Origin of the sequence: Pseudomonas neustonica (assembly GCF_003797945.1) — a bacterium.
Lineage (GTDB): Bacteria > Pseudomonadota > Gammaproteobacteria > Pseudomonadales > Pseudomonadaceae > Halopseudomonas > Halopseudomonas neustonica.
This window is the reverse complement of the sequence record NZ_RKKU01000018.1, coordinates 75,193-87,287: the sequence shown is the minus strand read 5'-3', so window position 1 is coordinate 87,287 and position 12,095 is coordinate 75,193. Positions and strand designations below refer to the sequence as shown.

Annotated in this window: 10 protein-coding genes; 9 read left to right on the top strand and 1 reads right to left on the bottom strand. The window is 57.1% G+C overall.

The window, feature by feature from the left end; all coding sequences use genetic code 11:
- Window positions 1-138: 138 nt before the first annotated feature.
- From EF096_RS13855 to EF096_RS13835, 5 genes are all read left to right on the top strand, one after another.
- Window positions 139-3,687 carry a hypothetical protein gene (locus EF096_RS13855; RefSeq protein WP_123890372.1) on the top strand — a complete coding sequence of 1,183 codons (3,549 nt, stop codon included), beginning with the start codon at window positions 139-141 and terminating at the stop codon, window positions 3,685-3,687.
- On the top strand, window positions 3,687-4,724 hold the full coding sequence (locus tag EF096_RS13850) for a hypothetical protein (protein ID WP_123890370.1): 1,038 nt from the start codon (window positions 3,687-3,689) through the stop codon (window positions 4,722-4,724). Before EF096_RS13855 ends, EF096_RS13850 begins: the two co-directional genes overlap by 1 nt.
- 176 nt (window positions 4,725-4,900) lie before the next feature.
- Entirely contained in the window at window positions 4,901-5,557 is a 657-nt protein-coding gene (locus EF096_RS13845; protein WP_123890369.1) for a hypothetical protein, read from the top strand.
- On the top strand, window positions 5,557-7,320 hold the full coding sequence (locus EF096_RS13840; protein WP_177412348.1) for a hypothetical protein: 1,764 nt from the start codon (window positions 5,557-5,559) through the stop codon (window positions 7,318-7,320). The genes EF096_RS13845 and EF096_RS13840 overlap by 1 nt, the downstream gene beginning before the upstream one ends.
- Window positions 7,320-7,556, top strand: coding sequence for a hypothetical protein (locus tag EF096_RS13835; RefSeq protein ID WP_123890367.1), 237 nt, complete (start codon window positions 7,320-7,322; stop codon window positions 7,554-7,556). Before EF096_RS13840 ends, EF096_RS13835 begins: the two co-directional genes overlap by 1 nt.
- Window positions 7,557-7,625: 69 nt before the next feature.
- Here EF096_RS13835 and EF096_RS13830 read toward each other — a convergent pair whose 3' ends face one another.
- Window positions 7,626-7,955: a GrlR family regulatory protein gene (locus EF096_RS13830; RefSeq protein WP_123890365.1), complete on the bottom strand. Its 330-nt coding sequence runs from the start codon at window positions 7,953-7,955 to the stop codon at window positions 7,626-7,628.
- A 111-nt stretch (window positions 7,956-8,066) separates the two neighbouring features.
- On the opposite strand from EF096_RS13830, the gene EF096_RS13825 reads away from it, so the two are divergent.
- The 4 genes from EF096_RS13825 (at window position 8,067) to EF096_RS13810 (ending at window position 12,061) form a co-directional block, all read left to right on the top strand.
- Complete coding sequence (locus EF096_RS13825; protein ID WP_123890363.1) at window positions 8,067-8,561, top strand: hypothetical protein; 495 nt, start codon at window positions 8,067-8,069, stop codon at window positions 8,559-8,561.
- On the top strand, window positions 8,551-9,084 hold the full coding sequence (locus EF096_RS13820; protein WP_123890361.1) for a lysis system i-spanin subunit Rz: 534 nt from the start codon (window positions 8,551-8,553) through the stop codon (window positions 9,082-9,084). The genes EF096_RS13825 and EF096_RS13820 overlap by 11 nt, the downstream gene beginning before the upstream one ends.
- Window positions 9,085-9,485: 401 nt before the next feature.
- Entirely contained in the window at window positions 9,486-11,375 is a 1,890-nt protein-coding gene (locus tag EF096_RS13815) for a PAAR domain-containing protein (protein WP_123890359.1), read from the top strand.
- Window positions 11,372-12,061, top strand: coding sequence for a DUF2931 family protein (locus tag EF096_RS13810; protein ID WP_235869743.1), 690 nt, complete (start codon window positions 11,372-11,374; stop codon window positions 12,059-12,061). Before EF096_RS13815 ends, EF096_RS13810 begins: the two co-directional genes overlap by 4 nt.
- Window positions 12,062-12,095: the final 34 nt, after the last annotated feature.

The window sequence follows — 12,095 nt, the reverse complement described above, 5'->3', positions numbered from 1 at the left end:
TTGGGATTGATCTCGCTGCTGGATACCCAGCGGCGCCTTCAGTGTCAGTCATGAACCGCCGTATGCGGAACCGCACGTACGGTGGTGTGAGAGGGCGGCGGGAGTAATCCCGCTCCCTACTCGATCCCGGAGAAAAGCATGACCATTAACGTCGATGACGTAAAACTCTTAAAATCGCAGCGCCTGACCGATGAGGACGATGGCGGCGGTCGCGCCACGGGCGAGGCTGTGGTGGATGGTGAGATTAACAACCTGTTACCGGATATCAGCCGGCTTGACCGAACCCTTGGTCGTATCGCGCTGCGCAAAGTATTTGCTGGCGTGCTGACCGAGAATGCCGATCCGTACTTGGGCGCGCACTCCATTGTCACCAAGGCACCCGCTGATCCACGCGTGGCTGTGCTGCTATTCAACAGCAACAGCCAAACTGATGAGCGTGATGATGCGCGCTCGGTTATCGAGGGTTACGTGGTGCCCTCCACCGTGGCGCAGTTTGAGCTGCTGGGCGATCAGTTTGCAGGCCAGCGGGCGATCACAGGTATTCAGCGTCAGGAAGCGCGCGTGCCAGAAGTGGGCGACGTGTTCCAGCTGGTAACTAATGCCAGTAGTCAGTACGTGCGGGTGCAGGCGCTGGAGGCCACTCTGGAGGAGTTCATCTATGACTACGGCAACGGCAACTTTGTAAACTTCACGCGCCGCCGGTTGGCTATCACCATCAGCGCACCTTTGCTGGTCAAGTTCCCTGGTGGGCAAGCGGTGCCTGCAGGTACCACCAGTAAAAACCTGTCGGGTGATGACAAGGCGCGGGTGCTTGCAACACAGGTGGCGGACTCTGCCCGCTACTACGGCATCAGCCCTTTGGCTCAAGCAATCACAGCCGGGGACTTGTCGCTCAACGTGGCGTCGGTGTATTCGCAGCTAGTGCCTAGCGCGGTAAAAGAGAGCGCCCTGGTCAACCAGATCGGCGGCCCGCGTAAGCGCTTCATTGTGCCGGCCAGCCCTGATAGCCGCACCATCACGCTGAGCTTTGCTCAGGTAGTGGCTGGCCAAAGCCGCAGCTTTATCACCCACGGTGCCGCCTTGGGTAGCCTGTCGCTTAGCATCAATGGAGGCATATACGCGGACGAAGGGCAGGGCGAGCTGACCTGGCGCAGCGGCACCAACAGCTTTACCCGCATCACCATTGATTACGAAACCGGCGAGATCAACGCCTATCGGGCCAGCACTTTTACCGGCACCGCAAGCCTGACGTATCAGCCTGCGGCGGCGGTCACTGGCCAGTCAATCACGGGTGAAGTTGAGATCACCCTGGCCAGCCGCGGCTTCGCCTATACCCTTAACCTGGCAGACGCCAAGCCGCGCCCCGGCACCTTGTCGGTCAGCTTTATGGCGCTGGGCAAATGGTATGAGCTGCAGGATCTGGGCAACGGTGAGTTGTCTGGCGAGGGCAGCGGCACGGTGGACTTTGCCACGGGCGCCGTCAGCATCAGCCTCAACGCGCTGCCGGACGTAGACACCAGTTTGATTTACAGCTTTGTAGGTCAAGACGATGTGAACCTGCAAACCCACGTTGGTAGCGGTGATGTACCCATTATCCGCATAGATCATCAGCTGCCCTTTGATGGTGTTAATGCCGGCAGCCTGGTGGCAACGGTAATGCAGGGCGGCGTCAGCCAGACCCTGACCGATAACGGTGATGGCACGCTCAGCGGCGATGCGGGTACCGGCACCATTGCCTATGCTTCTGGCCGCGTCACCCTGGTGCTGAACAGCACGCCAGACCAAGGCAGCGCCATCGAGTTTGACTTTAACCAGGGCGGGGTGGATATAGACACGCCCCTGACTGGCAGCCCGGACACGGGCGGCATTATCACCGGCACTATACCGGGCGCGCCGCTTGAGCCGGGCTCGGTGCAGATCCGCTGGCAATCCAGCCAAGATCAAAAGGTGCCTGCGGGTGAAGGCACTTATGTGGGCACCACGCAGGTGGACTATGAGGCCAACGATGATGGCGCGGGCAATTGGGCTGGCTTCACCGGCAGCATCAATTACAGCACCGGCGTGTTTAGCCTCAAGGTCGAGCAGGAATACGGCTACACCGAGTTTTATACCGCCTACAAGAAAGGCACTTTCACCCGGCCAGCGCCAAGGCCCTACATGGCCGCGATCACTCAGCCACGGCAAGAGATCTTTGGCGGCACGCTGATGGTGCGCGCGCAAGAGGCGGGTGCCACTTACGCGGCTGAGAGCGACAGTGTGGCGGCGCCCGGTCTGCAGTGGGATCTGCTGCCGGCGGTGGGTGATCCGATTGTGCCAGGTAGCTTGCTGCTGCAATGGGGCGGTGAGACCTACGTGGATCGGTCGGGCATTCTGTTTCGCGGGCTGAGTACCACAACCAACGCCGGTACTGCCGTGGGCACCGTGGATTACGCCAGCGGTGTTGCCACGCTCACCAGTTACCCAGCGGGGCAAAGCGGCAATATCGACCGTGTTGCCTGTCTGACTGCCCGCGCAGGCTTCAGCACCACTCGTGCAACCTTTCGCACGCCGGGTGCGCCACTGCGTCCTGCAAGCCTGCAGGTGACAGCGGTGCGGGCTGACACGGCCGCGATTGTGACCGCCACGGCGGATCTCAATGGCGACATCAATGAGGGCATTGTGCGCGGTACCGTCGATAGCCAAACCGGCATTGTGCGGCTGAGTTTCACCACTGACCCTGATGATGATACCGACAGCAGTGATGTGCCGGTGATCGCCAGCCTGCTCAAGTACAACGCGGTGGTGCAAACCAGCTTACCGATGTCGGCCGAGCTGCTGGGGCTGGACCCGGTGCGCCTGCCGGCCGATGGGCGCGTGCCGGTTTTTCGTGATGGTGATGTGTTGGTGGTTCATCACACGGCAGAGCTGGAGGTGACGCCCGTGGCGGGACAGACCGTACTGCTGGACCGTGCCTATCAGGCCGCGATTGAGGTGGTCGATGCCAACGGCGTGTTAATGGCGCCGGACCAATACAGCGTTGACCGCGAGCAAGGATCGCTCACTTGGGGTAATCCGTTGCTGGTTGAGGATGCGGACGGTAACCCGTTGACCAGCCCGCTCTTTATTCAGGATCGCGTAGAGCACATGACGGTCTGCACTGAGGTGCAGATTACCGGCGCTATTGGTATTGGCTCGCCAGTGCCTTGGGATCTTCCCGCCGGCGAAGCCAGGGTAAGCAGTGCGGTGACCTGGGGCGATCTGCAGGCGCGGGTGTATCGCTGGTTTACGCAGCGCAGCTGGAACCAAGGCTCGCCCAATTGGGCGGATACGCCAAGTGGTGACAGCACAACGGCGCAATTCAACCTGCTGAACTGGCCTGTCGTGATCACTAATCAGGGCTCGATCTCTGGTAAGTGGGCAGTGGTATTCACCAGCGGCACGGCGTTCAACGTGGTTGAGCAAAGCCTGGGCGTAATCGCATCAGGCAACACCGCCACAGACTGTGCGCCAATCAATCCGGCGACGGGCTCGCCTTACTTCGTCATCAGTTGGCAGGGCTGGGGTACGGGTTGGGCGGCGGGTAATGCGGTGCGATTTAACACTGACGCCTGCCTGGGGCCAATGTGGGTAGTGCGCACTGTGCTTAGTGGGCAGGGCACGGTTGATGATGATCAATTCAAATTGCAGATCCGGGGAGACGCAGACTAATGGCTAATGCAACGTTGTACACCTCACAAGATCCAGGCGGTCCCGGTGTTTTTGCTAGGGGGCCAGTCCAATCTGCTTTTGATATTTTGGTACCTTGTTTAGTAACTGGATACGGTAATGGTTCTGACGCAAAGCCGGGTCAAGGCTGGACAATTTTTCATGCTGACTTGCCTACAGGTTTTATTCTGAAGGCCCCTGACGGTGTGTTCTATATCTTTATGATGCCGGTCGATACCAGCAAGGCTTATGACTACTACCAAGCTCAGATATGGATGGCTGAGTCTATATCTGAGCCAGTGACTTACCCTCCTGTGGGTACTAATGTTCGTTCAATGAACCATTCCCCGGACTACTCAACTGACTCTGATCGTCACTGGTTCCACTTTGGGAACTCAAATACTTATCCGGCTTATTGGGCAATAGCTGCCCGAGGTTCACAGGTCATTTTTTCTTTTTATACCAAGGCAAACGACTCGGGATACGGCAGCAATATGACCGCTACCAGTAACTATGGGGGGTCAACTTTTTTCGGTAATTTGAAGCTAAGAGAGCCAACAGCGCCAGTCTCAGGCCCTCAGAATTCTGCATTCATTGGGGGCGCTGGAGAGTACCCGGAAAGCCAGATTAGCTCGGCCAGATACTCCTTCAATATATATGGGTGCTACACGTATTTAAGGAACCCCTACACGGGCATCGCAGAGACCGGGTCGCTAGCGTCTCTGGTTGCTAGCCCCCTGCCTGGAGCGACCAATAACAGCTATAGAATCAATCCTGCTGATCCCGTTCTCAGTGACATTGTGCTAACTCAAGTTCAAGCATGGCTTTCAGGGACTGGCGCGGTGGGTTGGATACCCGGATTGTTTTATATGGGGTACACATCGCACTACGCTACGGCGGCTCTTATGGTAAGGCTGGGCAAGTCGGGCAGCTACTCAGAGCTTAGAAATCCAGTGTCTTTGGCGGGGGAGGAGTTCTACATATTTCCTAACTCTTTCGGGCACTGGACCGTCAGTCTTGATGAGAAGTACTGGCAATGAACATCTATTTTGCTCCAGTGGCGGAACTAGGGCGTGAGTTTCGTGCCAAGCTCACGGCAAGATTGCTCAGGAGGGATACGCCGGCCAGGTATGCGCAAGTGCCTTGGCCCAAACTGCCAAGGGTGCCTGTAAGTATTCAGGTCAATAGGGAAGGGGAGCCGTCAACTGACTACCTGGTGACAATGACCTCTGATGAAACCCTGACCATGCTTGCTTTGTTCACAAAGTATGGCCCCAAGACTCAGTGGTTTGATAGGGCGAAGATATACCAGACGGTCATTGCTCAAGCCTATGAGTATTCAGAGCCTCGGATGGGTATCACCCGCTGGCCAACGATTCAGCAGGGCGCGGACTCCTTTCTTTTTAACGTCATAGAGTCGGACGGTGGAAACCAAGTCTCCACCGTGCCTGCGTTGGTGGATGTGGCGGCATCGGTGGATGCGGTGCCGTCCGTTCGCAAGGTGGTTATCGTTGAGCTGATGGATGATGGCCAGTGGCGCGTTGCTGGTTACGGTGACTCTGACAAGGACGCTCTAGCAACACTGGATCTGCAGGTGACTACAACGGGTACGCACTTTGCGCTTGGGCTCGATGATTTTGGCTCTGTTTTTGTTCCGCGCCTGGATGTGTCTGTGGGGGATAGGGTTCGCCCCACACGCTTTAGAGGTTGGGTCTATACCGTCACTGAGTCGGGCGCATTACCGGAGGTTGAGCCAGTTTGGTGGCCCGTTGAAGGTGATAACTCGCCCCGCTTGTGTGGTACTGCGCGCCTGCAGGCGGTGCGCTATTACCGCCCCTTGGCGCATGGCCCGATAACTGTCGAGATGACCTGATGCTAACAACTGATATCCGTGCCGGCTGGAGCCGCGCGCGGCGTACCAGTGCGCGCGTAATTCACTCGCCCTGGTCTGGTATGCGCGCTGCTCAAGCGGCAGTTGCAAGTGGCTGGGAGTCAGCCGAGCAGGTGAGCCGTGAGGCAGCTTTGGGCTGGTCTGCGCTCGATGCCAAGGATGACAACAAGCAGCTTGCTTGGAGCGAGAGTGACAACCGTGACCACAGCGCGGCTAGTCCCTATGGGGCTGTGCCGGTGAAAGATGCAGGGCTGCGCGGTGCGTGGGATATGAGCATTGAGCGCACCGACCTGCGCATCATGCTGACGTACAACCCGAAGCCGGCGCGCAAAGACGCTGATACGTCTCCGCGCTATCAACGCAGTGATGAACATGGTCCTCGCTACGATGCCGCGCTGGAGCGTGAACGCAGCTTGTATGTGCCTGGCACTGGCCTGCTGGCGTTTAGCTTTGGCGGTCAGCGTTATGCACCCAGCACCGCGCCAAATGTGTTTTTTGATTTTCGCTATGAGCCGGCAGCGCGAGTGATTCAGCCGGTAGACAGCGGCACGACAATCAGCATCAACAAGGCGCGTAGCGTCAATCGGTTCTTGCATCTGTTGTGGGGTAGAGCGCGAGCGCTCGATCCGGTACCGACCGGCATTGAATACCCCGACTATCAAGGCCCTATCACGGTTATCGTGCCGCCCCCTGCAGAGCCCGACATTCTGGAGACCTACATGATTGCAAACAGCGTGAGCGTTGTTGTGCTGCCTGACCGCGTGCCGCTGGATATGACTGGTATCCGTATTGGCCGCGATATTGATTCATTCGCCTGGACACTATCGGCCCAGCTGTTTGGGCGCACATCGCTCAACCAGGTGCGGCCAGACGCTGCAGGCCCTAAGCAAGTGGAAGTGACCATCAATGGTCACGTGTGGGTGTTTCTGATCGAGCGCTACAGCGGCACCGGCAAGTTGGCAGATGAGCGCTACACCCTCACCGGCGCAAGCCGCACGCAGCTGCTGGCCGCCCCTTACGCACCGGCGCGTAGCCAAGTGAACACGGCTGCGATCAATGCAGAGCTGGCCGCCAGCAATGAGCTGATCAATACCGGCTTTACGCTTGAGTGGGATACCTGGCAGCTTGGCCCACCGGACTGGACGATGCCGGCGGGTGCTTTTAGCTATCAGGCCCAAACGCCAATGCAGGTGATTGCGGCCTTGGCAGAGACGGCGGGTGGTGTGGTCAGCCCTGCACTGGCTGATGACGTTCTAACCATTCTGCCGCGCTATCGCGCTCCGGTCTGGCAGTGGTCCAGCGCAATCATGGATCGCATTATCCCGGCGGCCATCGTCAGCGATTGGGGCAGCGAATGGCAGCCGCTGCCGGAGTGGAATAGCTGCTATGTGAGCGGCACCAATTACGGTGTTTCGGTCGATGTGCGCCGCGCCGGTACCGCCGGGGATAACCCAGCGCCGGACGTATTCACAGACTGGATGACCGGCACAGATCCGGCGCGCAGCAGGGGTACTGCCGAGCTGTGCAAAGGGGGCGATCAGGAGGTGGTCACCCTAGACTTGCCGCTCTTCCTGGAAGCCACCGCACCTGGCTTGGTGACGCCTGCGCAGCTGTGCGAAGTGCGCGACGTTGACGAAACCTGGCGCGGCCTGTGCCTGAGCACAGAGATCACCGCTGAAGGCGTTGGTGCAAGCCGGGTTAAGCAAACGCTGCGATTAGAGCGGCATCACAGAGAGGGCGCCTGATGGCAACGGTAAACCCCTGGAAGCGCTTCATCGGCCTGCTGCCCGGCGGTGAACGCACCGTTGGTACCGTCGCAGGCATTAACACCAGCGCCGGTACAACAACCCTCACTCTGCGCAATGGCGTGGCCGTTATGGTGCAAGGCACCAGTGTAGGGGTGGGGCAAAAGGCGTTTGTCGTGGACGGCAAAATAACCGGCCAAGCGCCGAACTTGCCGCAGTATGACGTAGAGGTGTGAGTAGTAAGTGGAAGCGGGAAAGAATGACAGCCCTACGGTCAATCGTCCCCGCTTATTACTTGGGTTGGCTTATGCCGCCTCGGCAACCTTTCGTCCAGTTACTGTCAGCGCTAACTGAGGATGATCCGTCACGTTGCCGCTCAGCTTCAGCTGGCCGTTCGCAATGGTTCCCTTAAATTCCACCTTGTAGTTGGTAATGCCCACCACTGAGCGATTACCTGCTTTCCATTGCTCTACAGAAATACTCGCAGTTACACCCGCATCTGTTCCGGTGAGAGTTCCGCGATAAAGAAAGTGGGCATCACCTCCGTTTACAGACCCATCTTTGATGACGATAAGGCCGCTACCAAAATCTTGTGTAGAGGCGCGGAAATTGACTTCGTAAATTCCATTGTCCATGGGCTTCCCTGATCTTTGAGTGTTGATCCTCGACACTAGCAGAAACGTGCTTTGTGACAAGCCATTTATCGCAGCCCGCTCATCCGGGCTTTTTCACTTCTGGAGAAAACAATGTCCTTAACCATTGTCCGCGCCGAGGCTATCGCTCCGGCGTTTACGCTGCTGCCTGCGAAAATGAGTAGCCCCGAGGCAGAAGTCATGTTGCTGGCCATCGGGCTGCAGGAGTCTCGCTTTACCTATCGCCGCCAGATCCGTGGGCCAGCGCGTGGTTTTTGGCAATTTGAGCAAGGCACGCAATCCAGCCGCGGCGGTGTATGGGGTGTTTTCCTGCATCACGCCAGCCGCGTCCATCTCCGGCGGCTGTGTGATGCGCGCGGAGTTGCGTTCGACCCTTTCGCGATCTACGCCAGGCTGGAGCATGACGACGTGCTGGCAGCAGGAGCAGCCAGGTTGATGCTTTGGACGGATCCGCACCCGTTGCCCGCGATTGGTGAGATGCAACAGGCGTGGGATTGCTACAGCGGGATCTGGCGGCCGGGCAAGCCGCATCCGGAGACGTGGCCAGCGCTTTACGCGCATGCGCTGGAGGTGCTGAGTGCTGACTAAATACAAGTTGGTTGGGCAAATCCTCGGAGTACTCGTCCTTGTCGCTGCGCTGATTGGTGGCGGCTTCGCTGCCGGTTGGCAATGGCAAGCGGCCAAGGGGGCAGCAGCACTTGCGACCGCTGATAGCCTTCACGCTCATGCCCTAGGCGAGATTACCCGCGCTGCTGCCGGCCAGTTGCAACGCCAACAACAGCGCGCTAATGAGCTGCAGCAGCAGCTCAGCGAGCTGGATAACAAACACTACGCGGAGATGACCGATGTACAACAAGACAATAACCAGCTTGCTGTTGAGCTTGCTGCTGCTGAGCAGCGGTTGTCAGTCCGTATCACCAACCCTGCAGCCGGTGCCGGTGGAGTGCCCAGCAGTGGCGCTGCCACCGGCGTGGACAATGGAGCCGGAGCCAGAGCAGACATACACCCAGCAATTGCGGCAAGCCTTGTCAGAGTGACGTCGCGGGCCGATGAGTGCCGCTCGCGGCTCACTGCGCTGCAGAATTGGGCGCGGTTGGTATCAACAAACTGAGGGATGAAGTAACACGGCCAGGACGGCCAAAGGAGGAGGGCGGTGCAGGTGATAATCCGCGTACATTGCGTTTTAGGATGCGCTCAATACGCGGTGTGCAGAGGGTGTAACGCGTACAAATTGTTTATTTAAGCTACTGATGCATAAGCTTTATAGGGTTGACTTGTAATCAGTAGGTCCCGAGTTCGACTCTTGGTGCCGGCACCATAGTTTTAATGCAAAAGGCTCATCTTCGGATGGGCCTTTTGCGTTTCTGCGCTTTGTCTATCGTTCCAAGTCCTGCTAATTCTCCTGCCGAAATTGCACTGGGTCACATCCCGCCTGCTGCACCGTTGCCTTTGAGTTTTTGTGTTCATAGCATCCAAGGTTCACAGGAGTGATAACAGCCAAAGGAGCTTGGCATGTCAGGCAAACCCGCCGCCCGTTTGGGCGATCCCACACAGTGTCCGCAGAGCGGGCACGGCAGTAATAACATCGCTACCGGCTCAGCCGATGTGCTATTCGATGGCCAGCCTGCGGCACGCCTGGGTGACAGCACCGCCTGTGGCAGCGCCTTAGTCGGGCAGGTCATCCCTAATGTGTTAATAAACGGTCGACCTGCCGCTGTGCTGGGTAGCACCGGTAGTCATGGTGATGTGGTTATCGGCGGTTCAGGAACTGTGATTATTGGTGGCGCTGTACAGGGTGACTCTGGTGGCGATTCCAATAGTGGCCGTTACTTTGTGCCGGGCTCTGCCGAGCCTACGCAGGCGCTGCGGCAAAGCACTTTTGATGACGGCGTTCCTTTCTCGGTCGAGGACGAAGAGGAAGAAGACGAGCAAGAGCTGCCGCTGCAACAGCGCATCACGCTGCGGGTGGGTATGTTTTTCGATGGCACCCTTAACAATATGAATAATGCTGCGTTTACGGCGCAGTGTAGGCAGGAGGATCTGAATCAGTTTGGCCAACCGACCTTGGAAGCTATCCGTAAGTTTTGTGAGGCGGAAGGCTATTCAGACTTCACCGAAGATGGGCGTTTTGAGTCTAGGCCAGATAACAGCTTTGGCAACGAAGCGAGCAATGTCGCTTTGCTGTATGACTTGTATATGGATCAGGCGGATATGCAGATAAATCCTGATGCTCAAGAGGCAAGTATTAAAGTTTACATCGACGGAATTGGAACCTTGAGCGGCGGGGATGATTCCCTTGCTGGATATGCCTTTGGGCAAGGTGAAACGGGTGTTTTAGCAAGAGTGAAACAAAGTCCTGAGGTTTTTATTAAGAAGTTGCGAGAGTTGTTGGATCACAACCCTGATGTTCTGATTGAAAAAGTTCAATTCGATATTTTTGGTTTTAGTCGTGGCGCAGCTGCGGCTAGGCACTTCGCGAATGAGGTGTTGTCGGCAGATGGCGGCGTTATGTCTCGCCATATTAGTAGCTCGCTCCCAACGTTTGTTGCTGACTTTAAATGGTCGTCCCACTCCAGCATCAACTTTATTGGCTTATTCGATACCGTGGCTGCGATTGGCGACCCTGCGCGCGGCCATATGAGTGTTGGTGACGCCAAAAACCCCGGAGTTAATTTGTATCTTGCCCGCGCTTGCGCCAAGCAAGTAGTGCACCTTACCGCCGCTGATGAGTGTCGGCATAACTTCAGCTTGAATCGGGTTAACACGAAGTATCACGAAGAACTGGTTTTGCCTGGCGTGCACTCCAATTTAGGTGGCGGGTACCCTAGTGTCATGCGGGAGAGGGTATTGCTAGGTAGGCCGAAATTGGTGCGCGGGAGTTACTACTCATTAACCGGTCTTGATAGGGCGCGCCTACAAGCCTCAATTGCGTGGCAGCAACGTGAAGCAGCGGAGGCAGCGTTTCGAGCTAAAGGTCTGCCGGGTAATGGGCGCTTCATTAAGCAAGAACTTAAACTGCTGCCGAGTAACCACAGAACGACAGGACAAGGCTCCGAGGGGGATGTCTTGCTGATGTTAAGTATGGATCGACTGGTGCGGGGCGAGCTATCGAGGGTCTCGCTGCGCGTAATGCACACCAAAGCCGTTGATGGAGGTGTACCGTTCGACACTCTCAACGAGCACGATAGGCGTTTCTCTATCCCCAATGATCTGCAGCCAATTGCTTCCAAAGTCATTTCGGCGGCAATGGCTGGCCAAAATGCAGTTTTGAGCGACAGCGAAAGGCACTATCTACATGGCCGCTATATACATGCTTCCGCTAACTGGAATGCCCGGTGGGGCTTTTTACCGAACAAGCCGCGCACTGATAACCAGCGAGCAATTTATGAGGATCAACAATGAAGAGGCTGTCTGCCATGGGTAAAACACTGATTGCGCTCACACTGCTGATTGCACTGACCGCGTGCGCTGGTGCGACTCCGTCGCAGCGTCCGTCTGACCCTGAGCTGCCTTACCGAACTTGGGAGATTGGGCTCTTGGCTCCAAACTACATGGAGGTCTGGGTGGAAAGCGTGGATGTAGTGGATCAACGCGGCTTTGCCTATGAGCGCGTGCATGGAGGCACATCATCTATTCAAAATCCGCCAGGAAATAAAGGAAATCCTGTTGGTTGGCCAAGTCGCCCGGGAGTTGGAGCAACTCGGCCAATGACAGGAATCGATTTGCCTCAGCACATTTTTGTGCGTTGGCAGTCTTTAGTCGAGCCGCAAATCTATAACGTGCGTGTTGATATCCCTGAGTGGGTTCGAGAAGAGATGGTCACGGGGCATACTGCCTATTGCCGCTTCGATGACAAGAATATAACGGGTTATCGCTACGCGGTTACTTTGGGTTTGGCGCCAGGGGGTATAGCCAAGGCATGGTTGACAGGCGCATGCCTTGAGCCAATAGAAATAGGGCGCTTTCAGGGAGTCGTCGAGCCCAAAGGCCCTTATGGCGGCACCTCGGGAGGTGAGTACTACCGTCCGCCAAGCGAGCACGCCCAGCACTACCTCGACACCCACGAAATCCCCTTCGAGAGTTGGTGAAGGAGACCGGCTGGCGCTATAAAGCGCCGGGTCG

Bases quoted from the DNA above. Each gene is read 5' to 3' on its own strand.
- EF096_RS13855 (WP_123890372.1), top strand. From the start codon at position 139: ATGACCATTAACGTCGATGACGTAAAACTCTTAAAATCGCAGCGCCTG.
- EF096_RS13850 (WP_123890370.1), top strand. From the start codon at position 3,687: ATGGCTAATGCAACGTTGTACACCTCACAAGATCCAGGCGGTCCCGGT.
- EF096_RS13840 (WP_177412348.1), top strand. From the start codon at position 5,557: ATGCTAACAACTGATATCCGTGCCGGCTGGAGCCGCGCGCGGCGTACC.
- EF096_RS13835 (WP_123890367.1), top strand. From the start codon at position 7,320: ATGGCAACGGTAAACCCCTGGAAGCGCTTCATCGGCCTGCTGCCCGGC.
- EF096_RS13830 (WP_123890365.1), bottom strand. From the start codon at position 7,955: ATGGACAATGGAATTTACGAAGTCAATTTCCGCGCCTCTACACAAGAT.
- EF096_RS13825 (WP_123890363.1), top strand. From the start codon at position 8,067: ATGTCCTTAACCATTGTCCGCGCCGAGGCTATCGCTCCGGCGTTTACG.
- EF096_RS13815 (WP_123890359.1), top strand. From the start codon at position 9,486: ATGTCAGGCAAACCCGCCGCCCGTTTGGGCGATCCCACACAGTGTCCG.
- EF096_RS13810 (WP_235869743.1), top strand. From the start codon at position 11,372: ATGAAGAGGCTGTCTGCCATGGGTAAAACACTGATTGCGCTCACACTG.